General features: G+C 68.5%; 8 protein-coding genes and 1 pseudogene. 7 read left to right on the forward strand and 2 right to left on the reverse strand.

Annotation, left to right across the window (positions count from 1 at the left end; all coding sequences use genetic code 11):
- Positions 1 to 227: 227 nt before the first annotated feature.
- The 3 genes and pseudogenes from ACFC0O_RS28345 to ACFC0O_RS28355 form a co-directional block, all read left to right on the forward strand.
- Positions 228 to 14,369 (forward strand): annotated as a pseudogene (locus ACFC0O_RS28345) (amino acid adenylation domain-containing protein); the annotation flags it as partial.
- Positions 14,370 to 14,603: 234 nt separating this feature from the next.
- A complete protein-coding gene (locus ACFC0O_RS28350) occupies positions 14,604 to 15,629 on the forward strand; it encodes an alpha/beta hydrolase (RefSeq protein ID WP_375963912.1) in 1,026 nt (341 codons plus the stop codon).
- Between the two features lie 202 nt (positions 15,630 to 15,831).
- Complete coding sequence (locus tag ACFC0O_RS28355; RefSeq protein WP_375962917.1) at positions 15,832 to 17,079, forward strand: Nramp family divalent metal transporter; 1,248 nt, start codon at positions 15,832 to 15,834, stop codon at positions 17,077 to 17,079.
- A gap of 31 nt (positions 17,080 to 17,110) precedes the next feature.
- Here ACFC0O_RS28355 and ACFC0O_RS28360 read toward each other — a convergent pair whose 3' ends face one another.
- Positions 17,111 to 17,905 carry an enoyl-CoA hydratase-related protein gene (locus ACFC0O_RS28360; RefSeq protein WP_375962920.1) on the reverse strand — a complete coding sequence of 265 codons (795 nt, stop codon included), beginning with the start codon at positions 17,903 to 17,905 and terminating at the stop codon, positions 17,111 to 17,113.
- A gap of 126 nt (positions 17,906 to 18,031) precedes the next feature.
- On the opposite strand from ACFC0O_RS28360, the gene ACFC0O_RS28365 reads away from it, so the two are divergent.
- Entirely contained in the window at positions 18,032 to 19,276 is a 1,245-nt protein-coding gene (locus ACFC0O_RS28365; protein WP_375962922.1) for a TetR/AcrR family transcriptional regulator, read from the forward strand.
- Here ACFC0O_RS28365 and ACFC0O_RS28370 read toward each other — a convergent pair.
- Complete coding sequence (locus tag ACFC0O_RS28370) at positions 19,250 to 20,728, reverse strand: aldehyde dehydrogenase family protein (protein ID WP_375962924.1); 1,479 nt, start codon at positions 20,726 to 20,728, stop codon at positions 19,250 to 19,252. The two genes, ACFC0O_RS28365 and ACFC0O_RS28370, sit on opposite strands and share 27 nt — an antisense overlap.
- Before the next feature lie 305 nt (positions 20,729 to 21,033).
- Between ACFC0O_RS28370 and ACFC0O_RS28375 the strand changes: the two genes are divergently transcribed.
- Genes ACFC0O_RS28375 through ACFC0O_RS28385 form a run of 3 tightly spaced genes read left to right on the forward strand, consistent with a single transcriptional unit; the run spans position 21,034 to position 23,728 of the window.
- The gene (locus ACFC0O_RS28375; protein WP_364641168.1) at positions 21,034 to 22,041 is read left to right on the forward strand and encodes an ATP-binding cassette domain-containing protein; all 1,008 of its coding nucleotides are present in this window, start codon (positions 21,034 to 21,036) and stop codon (positions 22,039 to 22,041) included.
- Positions 22,038 to 22,847: an ABC transporter permease gene (locus ACFC0O_RS28380; RefSeq protein ID WP_364641165.1), complete on the forward strand. Its 810-nt coding sequence runs from the start codon at positions 22,038 to 22,040 to the stop codon at positions 22,845 to 22,847. Before ACFC0O_RS28375 ends, ACFC0O_RS28380 begins: the two co-directional genes overlap by 4 nt.
- Entirely contained in the window at positions 22,844 to 23,728 is an 885-nt protein-coding gene (locus ACFC0O_RS28385) for an ABC transporter permease (protein ID WP_364641162.1), read from the forward strand. The genes ACFC0O_RS28380 and ACFC0O_RS28385 overlap by 4 nt, the downstream gene beginning before the upstream one ends.
- The last annotated feature ends 57 nt before the right edge of the window (positions 23,729 to 23,785 follow it).

Raw genomic sequence — 23,785 nt, forward strand, 5'->3', positions numbered from 1 at the left:
GACGACGCGGTGCCCGCGTCGAGGCGCAGGTCGTGACCACTCCCTCTGTCGTGGCGCTTGGTGTTGCGGGCCCCGGCCGGTCTAGCTGGGGCGAGTAACACGACCCGTGCCCTCCCGATTTCCCTCGGGATGCGCGGGGAGGTTGGAGCAACGACGGACAGGATGAGGGACATCTTCATGATTCGGGTGGTCGGGCACCGGTGTATCGAGCGTCGGGCGGTAATCAAATGACCCGCACAGCGCGCGTCCGGCCCACCCGTACCCGGCGGCCCCGCGTCCCCACCCTGCCGCAGCTGATGTCCACCGCCGTCGAGGCCAATCCGGCGGGGATCGCATTGGTGCTGGCAGACGCCTCGGCGACGCTGGCGCAGCTCAGCTATGCAGAGTTGGATGAGCGTTCGACGCGGCTGGCGCATCTGCTGATCGAACGTGGGGTCGGGCCGGAGGATCTGGTCGCGATCGCCATTCCGCGCTCGGTGGAGTCCGTGGTCGCGGTGTGGGCGGTCGCCAAATCCGGGGCCGGGTTCGTTCCGGTGGACCCGAACTACCCGGCCGATCGCGTCCTGCACATGGTGTCGGATTCGCGGGCCGTGCTCGGATTGACCGTCTCCGCCAAGCGCGATGCCCTGCCCGATACGGTCACCTGGCTCGAGCTCGACAGTGCCGAGTTCGCCGAGGTTGCCCAGGGTTTTCCGGCGGAACCGGTCACCAATTCGGATCGGGTGCGGCCGCTGCGCGCGGAACATCCGGCCTACACCATCTACACCTCGGGCTCGACCGGGTTGCCCAAGGGTGTCGTGGTCACGCACACCGGGCTCGCCGGACTGAGCGAGGAGCAGCGGGAGCGATTCCGGATCACGCCGGAGTCCCGTGTGCTGCATGTGGCGTCGCCGTCGTTCGACGCCTCGGTATTCGAAATGCTCATGGCCATCGGATCGGGTGCGGCGCTCGTCGTCGCCGCGCCGGAGGTCTACGGCGGTGAGGATCTGGGCGCGCTGCTGGCGCGCGAGGCGGTGAGCCATGCGGTGATCACGCCGTCGGTGCTGGCCTCCATCGATCCCGTTGGGCTGGATGAACTTCGCGTCGTGCTGGCCGCCGGTGAGGCATGCCCGCCGGAACTGGTGCGGCGCTGGGTGGCCCCGATCGCAGACGGCGAGCGGCGACTGCTCAATGGCTACGGCCCGACCGAGACCACCATTTGGACCAATTGCGCTGAGCTGCTGCCGGATCGGCCGGTGACCATCGGTGCCGCCATTCGCGGCGCGGTCGCGCACGTGCTCGACGAGCGGCTGCGTCCGGTAGCGCCCGGGGTGCCCGGCGAGCTGTACATCGCCGGTGCGTTGCTGGCGCGCGGCTATCACGGGCGCGCCGAGTTGACGGCGGCGCGGTTCGTGGCGAATCCCTTCGAGGACAACGGTTCCCGGCTGTACCGCACCGGCGACCTGGTGCGCTGGACCTCCGGCGGTGAGCTGGAGTATCTGGGGCGCAATGACTTCCAGGTGAAGATTCGCGGCCTGCGCATCGAGCTGGAGGAGATCGACGCCGTACTCGCCGGGCACGAGACCGTCGATTTCGCGGTGACCGTCGGACATCAGGTACAGGACCGCGCAACGGTTCTGGTGTCGTACGTGCATCCGGCCCCCGGGGCCACCGTGGATGTGGCGGAGCTGTCGGCGCTGGCCGAGCGCGCGCTGCCGCCGCATATGGTCCCCGGCGCGATCATGGTGCTGGACGAGATCCCGCTGACGCCCGTCGGCAAGCTGGACCGGGCCGCGCTGCCCGCACCGGTCATCAAGGCACAGGAGTACCGGGCACCGGAAACGCCTGCGCAGCAGACGGTTTCCGAGGTCATCGCCGAGGTGCTCAAGGTCGAGCGGGTCGGCCTGGACGACGACTTCTTCTCCCTCGGCGTCGACAGCATCACCTCCATTCAGATCGTTTCGCGGGCGCGCGCACAGGGTTTGGCGTTCAAGGCCAAGGACGTGTTCGCCGCGCGCACCGTCGAAGGGCTCGCTGCTATCGCCGAATCGGTGACACCGGGCGAGGCCGAGGTCGAACTGGCCACCGGGCCGCTGGTCGAGGTCGGTGACGCCGATCGCGCACGGCTGCAAGAGCTTTACCCGACCATGTCCGATATCTGGCCGCTCACGCCGTTGCAGTCCGGCATGCTTTTCCACGCGCTGCTGGCGGAAGATTCCGTCGACGCGTACATGACTCAGTTCACCGTCGAACTGTCCGGCGCACTGGACATTCCGCGCCTGCGCGCCGCCGCACAGGCCATGCTGGACCGGCATGTGAACCTGCGCGCCGCGTTCGTCGAGGACTCCGACGGCAACCCGTTGCAGATCGTGCTCGACGATCTCGAAGTGCCCTGGCGCTACCTGGATCTGGGTGATCGCGAGGCCGATGAGGCACCCGCGCGCACCGATTGGCTGATGGCCGCGGAAATGAGCGGGCATTTCGATATGCGGTCCGCGCCGCTGCTGCGCTTCACCCTGGTGCGCACCGCGCCCGAACGCTTCCAGCTGTTCGTCACCAGCCATCACATTCTGCTCGACGGCTGGTCGCTGCCGCTGCTCATGCAGGACATGCTGGCGTTCTACGCACTCGGCGGGGATCCGGCGCTGCTGCCGCCGGTGCGGTCGTACCGCGATTACCTGGCATGGCTGGCCGCACAGGATCGTGCGACCGCCCGCGAGGCGTGGGCGCAGGCCCTGGCCGGGTTCACCGAACCCTCACCGCTCGCGCCCGTCGATCGGTCGCGCGAAATCTCCGCCGGTATCGGCGAATTGGGCTTCGAACTGTCCGCCGAGGAGACCGCCGCGCTGGGGCGCGTCGCCGCCGAGGCCGGAATCACGGTCAATACCATCGTGCAGGCCGCGTGGGGTCTGCTGATCGGGCGGACCACCGATCGCGACGATGTGGTGTTCGGTGCGACCGTTTCGGGTCGCCCGCCGCAGTTGACCGGTATCGAAACCATGGTCGGACTGTTCCTCAATGCCATTCCGGTCCGGGTGAAGCTGGATGCGAACGGCACCCTCGCCGGACTGCTGCGGCAATTGCAGGATGAACAGGCCGCGCTGCTGGATCACCACTACCTCGGGCTCGGTGAGATTCAGGAAATCACCGGTATAGACGGGATTTTCGACTCGCTCGTGGTGTTCGCGTCCTTCCCCGTGGATGACGCGGCGCTCGACGAGGCCGCCGCCCCCATCGGCGGTGTTGGCCTGCTCGGCACCTCCGCCGCGAACGGCACGCACTACCCGATCACGGTCATGGTCACCCCCGGCAAGCAGCTGCGGGTGAACCTGAAATACCTGCGCGATCTCTTCGACGAGGATGCCGCCGAGGCACTGTCGCGGCGACTCGCGTTGCTGCTCGGGCGTTTCGGGACCGATCCGCGGGCGCGGATCGCCGAAGTGGACGCGCTCATCGACAGCGAGCGCGCCGCCCTCGACGCGGTCAATGCCACCGAAGTGGCTGAACTGCTGGATGATTCGACGCTGCTGACGCTGTTCGACGCGCAGGCGGCGCGCACGCCCGAGGCGCTCGCGGTCATCTTCGGGGATGTCACGCTCACCTACGCCGAGCTCGACGCGCGCTCGCGACGGCTGGCCCGGGAACTCACGCTGCGCGGGGTGGGGCCGGAATCGCGGGTGGCCGTTGCCATGCGGCGCGGGATCGACCTGGTCGTGGGCATCTACGCGGTACTGCGCGCGGGTGGCGCGTATGTGCCCGTCGATCCGGATCATCCGGCCGAGCGCAATGAATACGTACTGGGCAGCGCCGCTCCGGTGTGCGTGCTGACGCGTACCGAGGACGGTTTCGAAACCGCTTCCGGGGTACCGCTTTTCCTGGTGGACGCGCTGGCGGGCGCGGGCGAGATCGAATTCGTCGGATCCGCCGCGGTGCGGCCGGACAATGCCGCCTACGTCATCTACACCTCCGGATCGACCGGCCGCCCCAAGGGCGTGGCCATCACGCATCGGCAGATGGCGAACCAGTTCCGCTGGGCGCAAAGGACCTATCCGCACGGTGCGGGTGATGTGGTGCTGCACAAGACGCCCATCACCTTCGACATCTCCACGTGGGAGTTGTTCTGGCCGTTGCAGACCGGTGCCGCGGTCGTCATCGCGGAACCGGACGGGCATCGCGATCCCGCCTACATCGCCCGGATGATCGGCGAATACGGCGTCACCTCGGTGCATTTCGTGCCCTCCATGCTGGAGGCGTACCTCGACGGGCTGGCTCGGCAGGCCCTGACGCCCTCGGGGCAGCTGCGCTGGGTGTTCGCCGCCGGTGAGGCGCTGTCCGCCGAAACCGCCGCGAAATTCGCCGCCGCCCTGCCGGATACCGCACTGGTGAACTGGTACGGCCCGGCCGAGGCGACCGTGGTCACCGCACAACCGGCGGAGCAGTCCGCGGGCACCGCGGTGCCGATCGGCAGCCCGGTGGCCAATACCAAGGTGCACGTACTGGATCGGCAGCTGCGGCCGGTGCCGTTCGGCGCGGCCGGTGAGCTGTACGTGGCCGGGGTGCAGCTGGCGCGCGGCTACCTGGGCGCGCCCGCGCTCACGGCGGAACGGTTCGTCGCACACGAGGGCGGGGCGCGGTTGTACCGCACCGGCGATGTGGTGCGGTGGATCGCGGAACCGGGCGGCAACGGATACGCGCTGGAATACCTGGGGCGCAGTGACTTCCAGGTGAAGCTGCGCGGACAGCGCATCGAACTCGGCGAGATCGAGACGGTGCTGCTGAGCCATCCGGCCGTGCATCGGGCCGCGGTGACACTGGTGCGCGCCGCGACCGGGGACCGGCTCGTCGCCTATGTGGTGCCGGAAACCGATGCGGCGCTGAATGATTCGGAGCTGCTGGCGCACGCGCGGGCGGCACTGCCGTCGTACATGGTGCCCTCGGCCGTGGTGCGGCTGGCCGCCATGCCGCTCAATGCCAGCGGCAAACTCGACCGTAAGGCGCTGCCGGAGCCGGAATTCCAGGCCCGGGCCTATCGCGCACCGTCCACCCCGGGCGAGCGCATGGTCGCCGAGGTCTTCGCCGCCGTCCTCGCGGTCGAGACCGTCGGCGCGGATGACGACTTCTTCGAACTGGGCGGCAACTCGCTCAATGCCACCCAGGTGGTGGCGCGACTCGGCGCGGCCGTGGGCGCGCGGGTGCCGGTGCGCGCGATCTTCGAAGCGCCCACCGTCGCCGAACTCGCGGCAAACCTCGGCGAACAAGCCGATTCGTTCAGTACACCGCTGCGGGTGATGGAGCGGCCGGAACGGATTCCGCTGTCCTACGCGCAGCAGCGCATGTGGTTCCTGAACCGGTTCGACACCGAGTCGGCCACCTACAACCTGCCCACCGCGCTGCGCATCACCGGACCCCTGGACGTGCCCGCGCTGCGGGCCGCGGTGCGCGATCTGGTGGAGCGGCACGAGGTGCTGCGCACCATCTACCCCGAATACGACGGTGTCGGACAGCAATTGGTGCTGGCCGCCGACGATCCCGACGCCATGCCGTCCATGCCGATGGTGGACGTGCGGGAGGACGGCATCATCGCCGCGGTGGCCGAGGTCGCCATCGCCGGATTCGATGTCACCGCGGCCCCGCCGCTGCGGGTACGCCTGCTGCGCGTGGCCGCCGACGATCACGTGCTGGTGTGCGTGGTGCACCACATCGCCGGTGACGGCTTCTCGGCCGGACCGCTCACCCGCGATCTCATGACCGCGTACCTGAGCCGGATCGCCGGGCGCGAGCCCGAATGGACCCCGCTCGCGGTGCAGTACGCCGACTACGCGCTGTGGCAGCGCGAAATCCTCGGCGACGAAACCGATTCCGGATCACTGCTGGCCAGGCAGCTGGACTTCTGGCGCAACAGCCTCGCGGGGCTGCCCGATCAGCTGGAGCTGCCCGGCGACCGGCCCCGGCCCGCGGTGGCCTCCGGGCGCGGCGCGACGCTGGCGTTCGAGATCGATCCGATCGTGCACGCGGCGCTGCTGCGGGTGGCCTCGGAGCACAATGCCACGCTGTTCATGGCCGTGCACGCCGCCTTCGCGGCACTGCTGGCGCGACTGTCCGGCACCGGGGATATCGCCGTCGGCGCGCCCGTCGCCGGACGCGGTGAGGCCGAACTCGACGATCTCATCGGCATGTTCGTCAACACCCTCGTATTGCGGGCACAGGTCGATCCGGCGCAGTCCTTCGGTGACCTGCTGAACGCGGTGCGCACCGGCGATATCGCGGCCTTCGGACATGCCGATGTGCCGTTCGAGCGGCTGGTCGAGGTGCTCGATCCGGCGCGCTCGCAGGCCCGGCATCCGCTGTTCCAGACCATGCTCACCTTCCAGAACGTCGGTGAGTCCGCGCTGTCGCTGCCCGGGGTCTCGGTCTCGGCGGTGGAACTGGATGTGCCGCTGGCGAAGTTCGATCTGCAGCTCACCGTCAGCGAGCGCACCGACGCGGAGAACACGCCGCAGGGTCTGACCGCGCTGTTCACCTACGCCACGGACCTTTTCGACGCGAGCACGGTGCAGGGATTCGCGGAGCGGTTCCGCCGCATCCTGGTCGCGGTCACCGCCGATCCGGCGCGCGCGGTCGGGGATATCGACGTGCTCGGCTTCGATGAGCGCCGCCGGGTGCTCACCGAATGGAATGAGACCGGCATCGATCTGCCCGCGGGACAGCTGTTCTCGCTGTTCGAATCGCAGGCGGTCCGCAATCCGGACGCGATCGCGCTGCGCGCCGAGGGCGAGGAACTGACCTACGCCGAACTGGCGGCGCGCGTGCACCGGCTGGCCCGGCTGCTCATCGCGGCGGGCGTCGGCCCGGAAACACTGGTGGCGCTGGGCATTCGGCGCTCGGTCGATCTCGTCGTCGCCATCTACGCCGTACTCGAGGCGGGCGGCGGCTACGTGCCGCTGGATCTGGATCAGCCCGCCGACCGCATCGACCACGTGCTGGAGACGGCCCGGCCGGTCTGCGTACTCACCACGCGCCGTGACGGTTTCACCTCCGGTGACCGGGTGCTGACCATCGACGCGCTCGATCTGTCCGGATACTCCGATGAGCCGATCCGGCACGATGAGCGGCGCGCACCGCTGTACACCGCGCATCCGGCGTACGTCATCTTCACCTCCGGATCCACCGGACGGCCCAAGGGCGTCGCGGTGTCCCATGCCGCCGCCGTCAACCAGATTCGCTGGATCACCACCGAATACGGCATCGGCGCCGACGATGTCGTGCTGCTCAAGACACCGGCCACCTTCGACGTGTCGGTCTGGGAACTGTTCGGGCCGCTCGCCGTCGGCGCGCGCCTGGTGGTGGCGAGCGCGGACGGACATCGCGATCCGGCGTACCTGGCCGATGTCATCGCCGCCGAACAGATCACCATGACCTCGTTCGTACCGTCCATGCTGAGCGCGTTCACCGACAGCGCGGCCCCGGCGGCGCTCACCTCGCTGCGCACCCTGCTCATCGCCGGTGAGGCGTTCACCGGTGACGCGGTCGCGGCGTTCCGGCGCATCGGCACCGCGGAGCTGCACAATCTCTACGGGCCCACCGAATTCACCGTGCACGCCACGTATGCGGCCGTGCCGGAACAGGTTTCGGGTGCGGTGCCGATCGGCGCACCGGTCTGGAACGCGAAAACCTATGTGCTGGACGCGCGACTGCACCCGGTCGCGCCCGGTATGGCCGGTGAGCTCTACCTGGCCGGTGATCAGCTGGCGCGCGGGTACCACGGGCGGGCCGATCTGACGGCGGATCGCTTCGTGGCCAACCCGTTCGACGCGGCCGGGGCGCGCATGTACCGCACCGGTGACCTGGTGCGCTGGACCGATCGCGGTCAGCTGGTGTACCTGGGCCGCACCGATTTCCAGGTCAAGCTGCGCGGTCTGCGCATCGAACTCGGCGAGATCGAATCCGCGCTCACCGCACAGGAATCCATCGCGCGCGCCGTGGTGGTGCTGCGCCATGACGAACGACTGGGCGATCAGCTGGTCGGGTACGTGGTGCCCGCCGCCGGACGCGCGGTCGATATCGCGGACGTGAAAGCCGCCGTGGCCGAACGGGTTCCGGGCTACATGGTGCCCGCGGCATTCGTGGTGCTGGACGAGTTCCCGGTCAATCCTTCCGGCAAGCTGGACCGGCGGGCGCTGCCCGCACCGGATTTCGCGGCCGGACACCAATTCCGGGCTCCGGAATCCGAGACCGAACAGGCGGTGGCGCAGGTCTACGCCGATGTGCTGGGCCTGGAACAGGTCGGACTCGATGACGACTTCTTCTCGCTCGGCGGCAATTCGCTGGTCGCCACCCGGGTCATCGCCCGGGTGAACGCCGCGCTCGATACCGATCTCGGGGTCCGGGATCTGTTCGAGGTGTCCACGGTCGAAGCTCTCGCACAACGGGTTTCGGGCGCGGAAACGGTCGTGGCACGGCCGCGCCTGGTGGCGGGCGTACGGCCCGAACGAATTCCGCTGTCGCTCGCACAGCAGCGCATGTGGTTCCTGAACCAGTTCGATCCCAGCTCCTCGGCGTACAACCTGCCGATCGCACTGCGACTCACCGGCGCGCTCGACACCGAGGCGCTGCGGCTCGCGGTGGCCGATCTGCTGGAACGGCACGAGACGCTGCGGACCATCTATCCCGAGGACGCGAACGGTGCGCATCAGGTGGTGCTGCCCGCCGCGCAGGTCGTTCCCGAGCTCACGCCCGAGCGCATCGGGGTCGACGCGGTCGCCGACCGGGTGACGGCGCTGCTCACCGCCGGATTCGATGTCACCGGCGAGATTCCGTTGCGGGTCAAGCTGTTCCGGCTCGACGTCGCCGACGAGATCGAACACGTGCTGGTGCTGGTCACCCACCACATCAGCTCCGACGGCTGGTCCATGGGACCGCTGTCGCGCGATCTGGTGCTGGCCTACATCGCCCGCTCGGCCGACACCGCGCCCGCATGGGCCCCGCTGCCGGTGCAGTACGCCGATTACAGCCTGTGGCAGCGCGAGGTGCTCGGCTCCGAGGACGATCCCGAGAGCCTGATCTCCCGGCAGACCGCACACTGGCGCACCGAACTCGCCGGACTGCCCGATGAATTGAACCTGCCCGCCGATCGCCCGCGCCCGCCGGTGCAGTCCTTCCGCGGCGGCAGTGTGCAATTCGGCATCGACGACGAGATCCACGCCGGACTGCAACGCATCGCGCGCGAACAGCACGCGACCCTGTTCATGGTTGTGCACACCGCGCTCGCGGTATTCCTGGCGCGGCTGTCCGGCACCGATGACATCGCCATCGGTACACCGGTCGCCGGGCGCGGCGCCGCCGAACTCGACGATGTCATCGGCATGTTCGTGAACACGCTGGTACTGCGCACCCGGGTGCCGGGGGAGCTGCGCTTCGATCAGCTGCTCGCCCACACCAAGGACGCCGATCTGCGCGCCTTCGCGCACGCCGAGGTGCCGTTCGAGCGACTGGTGGATCTGCTCAACCCGGAGCGGTCCACCGCGCGCAATCCGCTGTTCCAGGTCATGCTGGCCTTCCAGAACCTGCCGGACAACGATGCCGAACTGCCCGAATTGCGGATCGCCGCACTGGAATCGGAGGTCGAGACCTCACAGTTCGACCTGTCGCTGACCATGAGCGACGGCGGCGGCAACGGATTGCAGGGCGCTTTCACCTTCGCCAAGGATCTGTTCGACTACGCCACCGTCGGCGTCTTCGCGGATCGATTCCAGCGCCTGCTGGCCGCCATCGTGGAACGGCCCGGCACCCCCGTCGGCGATCTGCCGCTGCTCGGCGACGGCGAATACGAGCTGCTCACCCAGGTGCACGGCGATGACGTGATGGCCACCGGACTGCTGCCGGACCTGCTCACCCGGGGCGTGGCACTGGGCCGGGACCGGATCGCGGTGCGGTACCGCGGGCATTCCATCACCTACGGCGAACTCGACGACTACTCCTCGCAATTGGCGCGGGTGCTCATCGAACGCGGTGTGGGACCGGAAAAGCTTGTCGCCGTTGCCTTCCCGCGCTCGTTCGAAATGGTCGCCGCGGTGCTCGCCATCGCCAAGGCGGGCGGTGCGCACGTACCCGTCGATCCGACCTATCCGGCCGACCGGGTGCGGCATATGGTCACCGATTCCGGTGCGGTACTGGGGATTACCGGGCGCGCGCATCAGGCCGGACTGCCCGGCGAGGTCGAATGGCTGTGCCTGGACGACGCCGCCACCGACGCGGCCTGCATGGCGCAGTCGCCCGCGCCCATCACCGACGTCGATCGCCGCGCGCCGCTGCGCATGCAGCATCCGGCGTACGTCATCTACACCTCGGGCTCGACGGGAATGCCCAAGGGCGTCACCGTCACCCACGCCGGTCTCGGCGGGCTCGCCGACTACGCCATCGCGCTGTACGACCTCGACCCCGAGCACCGGCTCATGCACAACTGCTCACCCAGCTTCGATCCCTCGGTGCTGGAATGGATCTGCGCGTTCTACACCGGCGCGACGCTGGTCATCGTGCCCTCGGAGATCCTGGGCGGAGCCGAGCTCAACGAGCTCATGCGCACCGAGCGGGTCTCGCACGCGCTCATCACCCCGGCCGTGCTCGGCACCCTCGACGCGACGAGTCAGCCGCAGCTCGAGGTGCTTTCGGTCGGCGGCGATGTGACGCCGCCGGAACTGGTGACGCGGTGGAAGGCCGCCGGGCGGGTCTATCACAACGCCTACGGACCCACCGAGACCACCATCATCTCCACCTACGCGCAGTTGACGCCGGGACGGCACATCACCATCGGCAAACCGGTGCACGGCATGTCGGCGCTGGTGCTGGACGCGCGGATGAACCCGGTGCCGCCGGGCGTCGCGGGTGAGCTGTACCTGGCCGGTGGCGCACTGGCGCGCGGCTACCGCAATCGCGCGGGACTGTCCTCGGAGCGATTCGTCGCGAACCCCTGGGGCGCACCGGGATCGCGCATGTACCGCACCGGTGACGTGGTGCGCTGGTACGCCGATCCCGACGAGCGCGGCGGCAACACCGCACTGCCGGACACCCCGTGGGAACTCGACTATGTCGGGCGCTCGGACTTCCAGGTCAAGGTTCGCGGGTTCCGCATCGAACTCGGTGAGATCGACGCGGTGCTCGGCGCGCACCCCGACGTCGACTTCGCCCTCACCGTCGGGCGCAAGAATCACACCGGCACAACGGTTCTGGTGTCGTACGTGCTCGGCACCGACCTCGATCCGGACGCGCTCACCGAGTACGCGGGGCAGAGTCTGCCGCCGCATATGGTGCCCGCCGCCATCGTGGTGCTCGACGAGATCCCGCTGACACCCGTCGGCAAACTGGATCGCAAGGCCCTGCCGGAACCCGTACTGCGGCAACGCGAATACCGCGCGCCGTCCACACCGCTGGAGCACACCATCGCGGCCGCCTTCGCCGAGGTGCTCGGCGTCGACCAGGTCAGCGTCGACGACGACTTCTTCGCGCTCGGCGGAAACTCGCTGCTGGCGACCGGCATCGTGAGCAAACTGCGCACGCTCTCCGGGGCCAAGGTGATGGTCGCCTGGTTCTTCACCGATCCGACCGTCACCGGGCTCGCCGCCCGCATCGGCGCGGACCTGGAGAGCAGGCACGACTACGACTCGGCCGCCGACGCGGCGCTGGCCGTGGTGCTGCCCATCCGGGCCACCGGCGACCGCACCCCGCTGTTCTGCGCACCGCCCATGGTCGGAATGTCCTGGTGCTACGGCGGATTGGCCGGGCATCTGCCCGCCGACCAGCCGCTCTACGGCCTGCAATCCCCGGCGCTCACCGAGACCGACTACGCCCCCGAATCACTCGAGGAGGTCGCGCGGCGCTACGTCACCGCCATCCGCGAGGTGCAACCGCACGGGCCGTACCGGGTACTCGGCTATTCGCTCGGCGGCATCCTGGCGCACGCCATCGCCACCGAACTCCAGACCGCCGGCGAACAGGTCGAACTGCTCGCCAACCTGGACGCCTACCCGGACGCGGAATTCACCGACTTCACCGCCGCCGTCCGCGATGAGTTCGCGGCACTCGGCGTCGGCGAGGAAGCCTTCCCCGACGGGGATATGACCGACCTCAGCGATGAGGCGCTGGCGGCGCTGCACGCCGCCATCCCGGCCGATCTGGCCGTGCTCACCGTGGACCGGCTGCGTCGCATCTACCGGGGCGCGGTGCGCACCGTCGAACTCGGATCGCGGTACCGCCCAACCGCATTCGACGGGCGCATGGAACTCTTCGCCGCCGAACTCGGCCGCGGTGACGACCATCAGCATTCCGCGGCGGACTGGCGGCCCTTCGTCACCGGGCCGATCACCGAACACGTGGTGCCGGTCAAACATCAGCTGATGACCACCGCCGAGTCCTACGCCGTCATCGGACCGCAGCTCGCGGCCCTGCTCGAAGGCGGAAACGGTGCGGGCGCAATGGAACCGGCGCACACCCCGGCCGAACCCGCCGTCGGCGAGGACGAGGTCGAGGGCGACTGGACCATCACGGCCGTGCTGCCCGTCGTCAGCGATGCCGCGCTCACCGGCGGCATGAAACTGTTCGCCCGCGACGAGGATTCGGACCACATCCACCCGGATGACCGGCTGCTCGCCGATCCGGTCGAATTCGTGGACAAGGCATTCGCCGGATTCGACGCCGAATTCGTGCCGACGCCGGGCGAGGCGGACACGAACAGCTCTGAGCATGATGATGTCTCGGACGCCGGTTCCGTTGTCGATGCGGGCCGCAGGCAAGACGAGGTCACCGGTCCGGCTGAGTCCGGGGACGTTGGCGTGCACGGCCCATCAGCTGGCACCGGGACCGGGTCCATCCCGGACGCGGTCGCTGATTCCCCGATAACCGATGCCGATGCCGAAAGCGCCGCGTCCGACAGCCGTCCGGACAGCGCTGTTCCGGATGAGACGGCCGGGGCCGATGTCGCAGCCGACGGCGGAACCGCCGCCGATGCGCTCGACGATCATGCTGCCGCCGTGGCTGATTCGGCCGCGCCGCCGGTCATGGGGCCGCGACTCACCGCCGTCGGCAAGGTGTCCCCGCTGCCCGCGGGCGCGGTGAGCCTGCTCGAGGTGGAGCCGTCCGGGCTGTGGGTGCGGGCGATCACGCTCGATATCGCGGCCGATGTGTCCGGCAGCCGGGTGCGGCGTTCGGTGCGGTCGCTGCTGGATCGGCATCCGGCGCTGTGGTCGCGACTGCGGCGCGACGGCGATATCGCCGTCATGGACATTCCGGTGCAGGCGAATTCGCGCGATGCCGTGGTGTGGCAGATCGATCCGTCGGTCGAGGCCGTCGGCGACCCCATCGAGGCCGTCATCCATGCCGCCGCGGCGGAACTCGATCCGGAGAAGGGCCGCAATATCCGTTTCGTGCTCATGGCGGGCGCGGACGCGGATCCGAATCTGGAACCGGTCGATCAGCCTGCGGCGGTGCTCGTCGCGGTCGCCAACGGACTGGTCGTGGACGACACCTCGTGGCGCACCATCATCGAGGATCTGACCGCCTCCTGGTCCGGTGGCCACGCCACCCCGCCCAGCGCGGACGCGCATCCGGTCGGCATCGCGCGCGACCTCGCCGAACGCGCCGCCGCCCCCAGCACCGTCACCGAATTGGACTGGTGGCGTACGGCATTGGCCTCGGCCACCGCCGGACGCGATCCGGCCGAGGTATTCGGCGGCGGCCGGGACAGCGCCGGACGCGGCCGGGTCTCGGTCTCCATCACCGGTGAGGGCGCGGCCGCCGTCGACGCGGTGGCGCGCCGCTACCGGGCCAGCATCGACGATGTGCTGCTGGCCGCGCTCGCGGTCACCCTGCTCGGCGACGCGGGCGAAAACATCCGCGCCGCACTGGGTTCGGTGGTGCAACTGGTCGCGGACGGCCGGGTGCCCGGCGATCCCGCCGGACACCGCACCGTCGGCGCGTTCAGTACGCCGTACCCGTTCCCGCTGCGCGTGGAGGGCGTGGACTTCGAGGAGGTGCGTCAGGGCGGTCCGGCCGCCGGATCGGTGCTGGAACAGATTCGCGACCGCTGCCGCGAGGTGCCCGCCCGGGGCGTCGGCTACGGGCTGCTGCAACACCTGAACCCCGATACCGCCGCCATCGCCGGACTCCCGGTGGGGCGCATCGGATTCCGCTATCGGGACCTGCGACCCGCCCGGGTGTATCCGGAACCCGTCACCGACGATCTGTACCTCGATGTCACCGTGGACACCACCCAGGACGGTCTGGTCGCCCGCTTCGACTTCGCGGGCGCGGTACTGGATCTGGAGCAGATCAAGCGGCTGGTGGAGGGCTGGGTACAGGCGCTCGGCGGACTCGCCGAACACGGACGGACCACCGGCTGATACGCCACGCGCGACCAATCCGTAACATTGTCCGCTATCGCGGCGATGGCATTAGCCGTATGGTCTCTCGGGGGATGAACCCTGCCCGGAGACCAAGGTTGGGTACTCGGGCGGCAGTGCGCCGCACGGTGGTAGGACCGGCACTAACGAACCAACGCGAAGGTGTGAACATTGATTCGTCGAACTGTCCGGAACGGGCTTGGCGGTCGTCGGCGCGGTGCTCGAACCGCTGCCCTGCTCGCCGCAACGGCAGTGCTGACCGGCCTGGTGGCCGGCGTCGGCGGCCCGAGCGCCTCGGCCGACCCGATCATCGACAGCAAGAAGCTGCTCGCCGATCCCGTCGCACCGGACGGATCGAAGATCACCAAGGCGGAGATGAAGGACGGCCGCAATATTCGGCTGTACGTCTACTCCGCCGCCATGGACGCCACCTACCCCGTCGACGTGCAGCGACCGGCCGACGCCTCCGAGGCGCGCCCCACGCTGTATCTGCTCAACGGCGCGGGCGGCGGACAGGATGACGCCTCCTGGCAGAAGAAGACCAATATCGTCAACGGCTTCCTCGCGGACAAGAACGTCAACGTGGTGCAGCCCATCGGCGGTAAGTGGAGCTACTACCAGGACTGGCAGAACGACGACCCGACCCTGGGCCGCAACAAGTGGCAGACCTTCTTCACCGAGGAACTGCCCCCGCTGATCGACGGCGCGCTCGGCACCAACGGCGTCAACGCCATCGCCGGCATCTCCACCTCCGGCACCACCGTGCTGTCGCTGCCCGAAGCCAAGCCCGGCCTGTTCCGCGCGGCCGCCGCCTACAGCGGTTGCGCGCAGTTCGCCGATCCGGTCGGCCGCGAGTTCATGCGCCTCACCGTCGAGACCTGGGGCGGCGGCAAGCTCGAAAACATGCACGGCCCAGAGGATTCCCCGGCCTGGGCCGAGAACGATCCGGTCATCCACGCCGAAAAGCTGCGCGGCACCGACCTTTACATCTCCTCGGGCAGCGGCCTGCCCGGCCAGTACGACGCGCTCAACGGCCCGTACGCGCTGCCCGGCGCCTACGGTCTGGCCAACCAGCTGATCATCGGCGGCGCCATCGAGGCGGGCACCAACTACTGCACGCACAACCTGCAGTCGAAGCTGGATTCGCTGGGCATCCCGGCGACCTACAACTTCCGCGCCACCGGCACCCACTCCTGGGGGTACTGGAATGACGAGTTCATCAACTCGTGGCCGGTGCTGGCCCGCGGGCTCGGTGTCTGAGCCCCACACCCGGTGGCCGTGAGCCGCTGAACGATTCGAGACGAATGCCCCGGCGAACGCGCCGGGGCATTCGTCGTTGCCGGGGTGGCCGGATTGCGGCGAAACCGCCGGGTTGGTCTCTTTCTGTGTGTCCGGTAACAGCTGCGGTCTTTTTTCTGGGGTAGCTCTCAACAAAAAGTTCGGTAACCCTTAAACTATTGTTGTGAGTACCAGCCTGACCGAACCGCGCTCGACATTCCAGCGAGCGAGATCGGCCACGGTCCTGCTCGGCCCGGCCTTTGTCGCCGCCATCGCCTACGTCGACCCCGGCAATGTGGCATCCAATATCAGCGCCGGAGCCAAATTCGGCTACCTGCTGGTCTGGGTCATCGTCATGGCCAATGTGATGGCGGGACTGGTGCAATTCCTGTCCGCCAAACTCGGCCTCGTCACCGGCATGTCGCTACCGGAAGCGGTGCGCGACAAGGCCGGACGCAAAACCCGGCTCGCCTACTGGGCGCAGGCCGAAACCGTCGCCATGGCAACCGATCTCGCCGAAGTGGTCGGTGGGGCCATCGCATTGAAACTGCTGTTCAACCTGCCGCTGCTGCTCGGCGGCGTCATCACCGGCATCGTCTCGCTCGGCCTGCTGCTGGTGCAGAACAAGCGCGGGCAGAAGCCGTTCGAACGGGTGATCACCGGCATGCTCGCGGTCATCGCCATCGGATTCCTTGCCTCGGTGGTGATTTCACCGCCCTCGGCATCGGGGACCATCGGCGGGCTGGTGCCGCGCTTCGACGGCAGCGAGAGCGTGCTGCTGGCCGCCGCCATGATCGGCGCGACCGTCATGCCGCACGCGGTCTACCTGCATTCGGCGCTGGCCCGCGACCGGCACGGCAGTCCGGAACCGGGTCCGGCGCGCGCCCGGCTGCTGCGCATCACCCGCTACGACGTCGGGCTGGCCATGCTGCTTGCGGGCACGGTCAACCTCGCCATGCTGCTCATGGCCGCCGGAACCCTGCGCGGCCGCGAGGATGTGGACTCGCTCGAATCCGCGCACGCCGCGGTGCGGGACACCCTCGGACCCGCCGCCGGACTGCTGCTCGCCATCGGCCTGCTCGCCTCCGGGCTGGCCTCCACCTCGGTCGGTGCGTACGCGGGCGCGATGATCATGGAGGGTCTGCTCAACCGGACCATTCCGCTGTTGGTCCGCCGCCTCATCACGCTGATCCCGGCCCTGGTCATCCTCGCCATCGGCGTGGATCCCACTCAGGCCCTGATCATTTCGCAGGTGGTGCTGTCCTTCGGCATCCCCTTCGCCCTGATACCCCTGGTCCGCTTCACCGCCGACCGCAACCTGATGGGCGATGACGTCAACCCTCGCCTCACCACCGCCCTGGCCTGGCTGGTCGCCCTGATCATCTCGGCCTTGAACGTGGCCCTTATCTACCTGACCGTCACTGGCAAATAGACCGGAATTCGCACGGCGCGAGCCGTTTTCGCTATTCGGCGAAGACGGCCTTGCGCTTGCCGAGCATGGCGGCCGCGCCCTCGGCGAAGTCGGGGGCCTGCAAAAGCTCTGTCTGGCCGGTCTTTTCGGCCGCCAAGGCGGCGTCGAGGGATGTCAGGGTCGCCGTGTTGAGGGCGCGTTTGGTGAGTTCGAGGGCGCGGCGCGGGCCGTGCGCGAGCTTGGCCGCGGCGGCTTCGACCTTCGCGTCGAGGTCGGCTTCGGGGTAGACGCCGGTGATCAGGCCGCGGCGGACCGCCTCGGTGACCGGCAGGCGATCGCCCAGCAATGCCATTTCGGCGGCCAGCGGACGACCGGCCGCGGCGGCGACCATCGCGGCCGCACCGCCATCGGGCATGAGGCCGATATTGATGAAGGCCAGCAGTAGGTACGCGTCCTCGGAGGCGTAGGTGAGGTCGGCCGCGAGCGCGAACGCGACGCCGACACCGGCGGCCGCGCCGCGCACCCGGGCGATCACCGGGATCGGCGCGTCCACGATCGCCTTGATCATGGAGTTCGCCGCGTCCATGGTCATTTCCGGCGTGATGCCGCGGGTCTTCTCGCCGGGTGCGGCCGCCAGATCCGCGCCGGTGCAGAAATCGCCGCCCGCGCCGGTGAGTACGATCACCCGGACAGCGGGGTTCTCATATGCCGAAAGCACCGTCCCGGCGAGCCCGACCATGGTGTCGTAGTCCAGGGCGTTCTTGCGCTTGGGATTGGTGATGGTGACACGCAGCACCCGGTCGTCCAGCACAGCGGTGTAGCCCGGGGTCGTCGCAGTGTTGCTCATGTCTGCTCCTGCTCTGCGTGCGGTGCGAATCGCGGCGCAATGTGTTCAGCTGTGCGAATTGTGGTTAACTTAGGTGGATCCGTCCGGCACTGTCAACAGCCGGTGCCGTTGAGAAGGAGAAAGTGCATGGTCGCCGATCGCAGCGAAGCAGGACTCGCTTCCGTGCGACCTTCCGGCGACCCCGGCCCCCGGCGACGGCCCAAGAATCGCAAGGCCCAGATTGTCGGTGTGGCCGCCCGCGCCTTCGCTGAGCGGGGCTATCACCCGGTCGGCGTGGACGAGATCGCCGCCGAGGTCGGCATTTCCGGGCCCGCGCTGTACCGGCACTTCAGCAATAAATACGCCATGCTCGTCGCCGCCGCCGAAATGGGCGCACAACAACTCCTGGACGCCGCCAAGGCCGCCGACAATCCGAAGCTGGAAGCGGAACCGCGACTCACCGCACTGATCCGCGGCATCACCGAGTACACCATCGAGGTGCGGCGCGAGGGCGGCCTCTACCGCTGGGAGCGCCGCTACCTGGAGCGCGATGACCGCGCCCGCATTCGCGTCATCTACGCCGAACTGCACGAGACCGTCGCCGCCGCCATCGCCGAGCTGTACCCGGACGCCGATCCCGCCGATGTCATGCTGCGGTCCGCCGCGGTGCTGTCCGCCATCGGCAGCGTCACCGGGCATCGCACCGCACTGTCCAACGCGCGAATCGTGGCCCTGCTCAACGACATCTGCTGGGATATCCTGCGCGCCGAGCTACCCCCGCCGCCCCCGCCCGTCACCGGCGACGCGATCGTGCGCGGGCTGCCCGTCATCTCCAAACGCGAACAGCTGCTCACCGAGGCGATTCGGATCTTCGGCAGGCAGGGCTATCACGAATCCAGCATCGAGGAGATCGGCGCGGCCGCGGGCATCAACGCCTCCAGCGTCTACCGCTACTTCAGCAGTAAGGCCGATCTGCTCGCCGCCGCCTTCCACCGCACCGGCGAACGCGTGGCCATCGCCAATGCCGAAGCGCTCTCCGAGGCCACCGGCCGCGCCGACGCCTCGGTCCGGATCGCCGAACGCTTCGCCCGCATGACCTTCGCCATGCCGGAGATCCTGCCGGTGTACTTCGCCGAATTCTCCAATCTGCCCGCGTCCGAACAACATCGGCTGCGCTCGATCCAGCGGCAGAATGTGCTGGAGTGGGCGAACCTGCTGGACGGCGATCAGGTCGAGGCGCGCTTCCGGGTGCACGCCGCCATCGGCCAGGTCATCGACGTCGGCCGCCGCCTGCGCTTCGACGCCCGCCCCCAGCAGCTCGCACGGGTGCGCGCGCTGATGAGCGCGGTGCTGCTGGGGACCGAATCAGACGCGGTGGCGCAGCCGGAATAGCGCTCGCGCCATGCGCAGCCGCTGTGGATGATTATCGAAGGTGCCCAGCGGATCTCGATGCCGCTGTTCGGTAATCAACTGCGAGCGTGAGAATTCCAGCAGCGAATGCGGATCGCGAATGCGGCCCGGACCGTTCACGCCGTACACCGGGGTGGCGTTGACAGTAACCAATCCGGTGCGCAACCGGTCCGCGAATTCCGGGACACTGCGCACATCGCGGGTGAAAACCGCTACGGGCAGCGATCTTTCGGGCGCGTTGACCCGCTCCACGGCCTCATCCATATCGGCCACCCGATTGACCACGAGCACCGGGCCCACCGCTTCGCCGGTGATGGCGATGCTGGTTTCGGGGACCTCGGTCAGCACGACGGGTTCTATATAGGGCTCGCGAATCGATTCCAGGCTGCCCACCACGGCGCGGCCGCCCCGGGTGAGCGCGTCCCGGATCTGGCGGCGCACCACATCCAATTGCGCGTCCAGCACCATCGGCCCGTAGGAGGCGCGGCGATCGGCGGCGGGCCGCAGGGCGCGCGCCTGTTCGGCGACGAGTTCCAGGAACGGCTCGTACACCGAATCGGCCACGTAGACCACGTGCACCCCGGCCGGATGCTGTCCGGAATGCGCCATGGCACCGTGGATCGCGGCTGCGGCGGCCGTATCGAGCCGGGCGTCGACCTGCACGATCATCGCCCCGCGCCCGCCCTGTTCGACGACCAGGGGAGTGCCGGACTGGGCGCACAGCGCGGTCACCTCGCGGGCTCCGGCGAGCGAACCGGTGTAGGCGATCTTGTCCAGATGGGCTTTGCACAGTGCGGCGGCGGTGCCGCTGTCACCGGTAACCACCTGCAGCACAGGCTGACTGGGGGAGAGCCGATTCCAGCTGTCCGCCAGCCAGGCGCCCACACCCGGGGTGAGCTCACTGGGTTTGAACACCACGGTGTTACCCGCGGCCATCGCGCTCGCGATCGAATTCATCGGCGCGAGAACGGGATTGTGCCAGGGTCCGAGCACACCGACCGCGCCCAGCGGGAGCTGTCCGATGGAGCCGGGCCGATCGCGGCGGAACCGGGTGGCGGTGCGGGTGGTGCGGCTCAGCGTCCGTTCGGCATGGCGGGCAACCCAATCCAGATGTTCGACCGCCAGGGTCACCTCGACGGCGGCGTCCAGCCGTGGTTTGCCGGTCTCATTGCTGATCATCTCGACCAGATCCCGGGTGCCGCGCGCGATGGCGCGCTTCCAATCCAGCAGCCAGCGTTTGCGCCCGGCGAAATCCAGTGCCGCCCACCATTGTTCGGTGGTGCGGGCGGCGCGGACGGCGCGCGTCAGCTCACCGGCGCCCATAATCGCGAAATCACCCACGACCTCCCCGGTTCGCGGGTCGTACGAAGTAAGGACCTTGGCGCGGCCCGTTCCCGTGCGCGCCGCCCGTGGCTGCTGCGCAGACTCGGCCATGGTTACCCTCTCGTGGCCATCGAACACTCCCCTCCTCGTCAGACTATGGTTCCGCGCGCACCCCGGACAAGGTGCGGAAATTCCATCAGACCGCCCGGTCTGGCTCTGGATCAGCGGCTATTCGGAAACCTATTGGTTTGTGGCCAAGGTCACGTTTGTCCGGCAGCTGCTGAGGCAAAGCAACGACCCGGTTTCCGGACGGCCGGTAACATCGCGCGCGACGGAGTGGATCATCCCCGAGGGGATGTGGGGACCCGCCGCCCGGGGCGACTCGAATTGCCCGCCCAGCCGATAGTGGAGAGTTGATGCCGAGCTTGGACAAACCGGATTCGCCGCAAACCGTGACAGCAGTACGCGACGGGAGCGAACCGGCCGTATACGTCGAAGACGTACGCAAATCGTTCGGCGACGTGCACGCCCTGCGGGGCATCAGTTTCACCGCAGCCCGCGGCCAGGTGCTCGGCATCCTCGGACCCAACGGTGCGGGCAAGACCACCTGCGTCAAGATCCTGTCCACCCTGCTGCGCCCCGATTCCGGCATCGCCAAGGTCGCCGGACACGATGTGCGCAAGGACGCCGCCGCGGTACGCCGGTCCATCATGATGACCGGGCAGTACGCCGCCCTCGACGAGAACCTCTCCGGTCGCGAGAACCTCGAACTCTTCGGACGGCTCATGGGCCTGCCGCGCAAGGCCGCCCGCCAGCGCGCCGACGCCCTGCTCGAGGAATTCGACCTCACCAGCGCGGGCCGCCGCGCCGTCCGGCACTACTCCGGCGGTATGCGCCGGCGCGTCGATATCGCCTGCGGACTCGTGGTGCGACCCGAAGTGGTGTTCCTCGACGAACCCACCACCGGCCTCGACCCGCGCAGCCGCCAGGGCGTCTGGGATCTGGTCAACGCGCTCAAGACACAGGGCATCACGGTACTGCTGACCACGCAGTATCTCGAGGAAGCCGATGTACTGAGCGACAACATCATCGTCATCGACAAGGGCACCGTCATCGCCGAGGGCACCGCGGACGCGCTCAAGGAGAAGACCGGCGGCAGCTACTGCGAGGTCGTGCCGCTCGATCCGACCCACCTGAGCCAGGCCGCCGACGCGCTCGGCGACCTCGTGCCCGCCAGCGTGCGCGCCGAGGTCAATGGCAGCGACCGGCTGTCGATTCCGGCTCCGGAAGGCGCCGCGACGCTGGCCGAGGCGCTGCGCCGACTCGACAGCGCCGGAATCGAACTCGCCGATATCGGACTGCGCCGCCCCTCGCTCGACGATGTCTTCCTCTCGCTCACCGGACATTCGGGCGGCACCCAATGAGCGCTCCCGCCGTCGAGCGCAGCGACCTATTCGCGGGACTGCCCAGGTCCAAGCCGAACAGCTTCGGGCAGTGGCGCGCACTCACCGGCCGCATCCTGTGGGTGATGGCCACCAAGGGTGAACTCGCCTTCGCCTGCGTCACCCCGCTGGTGCTGACCCTCGGCTTCTACCTGCCGCTCAAATACGTCATGAACTTCCGCGGCATCGACTACGCGCAGTTCGTCATGCCGATCATCGTGCTGCAGACCATGTCCGTGACCATGATGTCGAATGCGCAGATGGCCGCGTTCGAGGCCATGACCGGATTCAACACCCGCTTGCAGACCATGCCGGTCGGCAAGATGGTGCCGCTGCTCTCGCGCATCAGCGCGGGCATGGTGCGGTCCATCGTCTCGCTGGCCGCCGCCATCGGCTGGGGCCATATGATCGGCTTCCACTTCGTGGCGGGCTGGGGCCAGACCGTATTGTTCTGCGCTTTCTCCCTCGCGGTCGGCACCGTGCTCGGCATCGGCGCGGACGCGCTCGGCTCACTCACCAAGAGTCCCGAATCGCTCAGTCAGGCATTGACCCTGCCGACGCTCATCTTCGGCATGCTGTCCTGCGGGTTCGTGCCGGAATCCGGCTTCCCGGAATGGGTTCGGCCGTTCGTGCGCAATCAGCCCATCTCACAGTTCTCGTTCGCCATGCGCGATATGGCCGCGAACGGCGTGACCTGGGACGTGTTTTGGGTGCCGCTGCTGTGGGTGGTCGGCGCCGCGGTGCTGTTCACCCCGGCCGCGGTCTGGGCGAGTATGAGGCGGTCATGAGTTCCGTAGTCGAGGCCGGCACGCTCGAGGGCGATGTGGAAACGGTCGAAAAGGATTCCTGGGCGGGGCATCAGCCGCTGCCCAAGGTGCGCCCGCGCAATGAGCGGGCCGTACTGGTGTGGCTGGAACAGAGCCTCATCCAATGCAAGCGACTGCTGATCGGCTGGGCGCGCGACCCCGCGACCACCATTCAGACCATCGTGTACCCGGCCGCGACGCTGATCATGTTCCGCATCGTGCTCGGTGACTCCATCACCTCGGCCACCGGTGAACCCAGCATCTACGGCACCGTGCCGATGGTCATGCTGGTCGCGGCCATGTCCGGATCGGTGGTGTCCGCGCTCGGCTTCAAGGTCGAGAAGGTCACCGGACTGCTCGGGCGGTTCTGGACCATGCCCGTGCACCGCGCGGCCGGACTCACCGGGCGACTGCTCGCCGAGGCCATCCGCGTCCTGGCCACCTCGCTGATCGTGCTCGCGGTCGGACTGTGCCTGGGCTTCCGATTCTGGTTCGGCCCAGCGGCTTCCATCGCCATGCTGTTGATTCCGGTGCTGTTCGGCATCGGCTTCGCGGTGCTGGTGACCGCGCTCGCCACCATCACCGAGGGTGTGATGCTGGTGCAGGTCATCGGGGTCATCAATACCCTGCTGATGTTCTTCAACACCGGTTTCGTGCCGGTCTTCGCGTACCCGACCTGGTTGCAGAAGACGGTGGAGAACCAGCCCATGAGTACCGCCATCGACGCCATGCGCGGTCTCGCCTACGACGGGCCGATCGCCATGCCGCTCATGAAGACGGTCGCGTGGGCCATCGGCATGGTGCTGGTATTCGGGTATCCGGCGATCCGCGGCTACCGCCGGGCAGCCGAGACCGGAGCCTGATCGTTCGCTGACTCGGGGCGGTACTCGGTGCACACCGGGTGCCGCCCCGACGTCGTT

This window comes from Nocardia sp. NPDC056100 (assembly GCF_042266325.1).
In the GTDB taxonomy this organism is placed as follows: Bacteria; Actinomycetota; Actinomycetes; order Mycobacteriales; family Mycobacteriaceae; genus Nocardia.

Coding starts and splice junctions, on each gene's coding strand:
- ACFC0O_RS28360 (WP_375962920.1), bottom strand. CDS start 17,905: ATGAGCAACACTGCGACGACCCCGGGCTACACCGCTGTGCTGGACGAC.
- ACFC0O_RS28365 (WP_375962922.1), top strand. CDS start 18,032: ATGGTCGCCGATCGCAGCGAAGCAGGACTCGCTTCCGTGCGACCTTCC.
- ACFC0O_RS28370 (WP_375962924.1), bottom strand. CDS start 20,728: ATGGCCGAGTCTGCGCAGCAGCCACGGGCGGCGCGCACGGGAACGGGC.
- ACFC0O_RS28375 (WP_364641168.1), top strand. CDS start 21,034: ATGCCGAGCTTGGACAAACCGGATTCGCCGCAAACCGTGACAGCAGTA.
- ACFC0O_RS28380 (WP_364641165.1), top strand. CDS start 22,038: ATGAGCGCTCCCGCCGTCGAGCGCAGCGACCTATTCGCGGGACTGCCC.
- ACFC0O_RS28385 (WP_364641162.1), top strand. CDS start 22,844: ATGAGTTCCGTAGTCGAGGCCGGCACGCTCGAGGGCGATGTGGAAACG.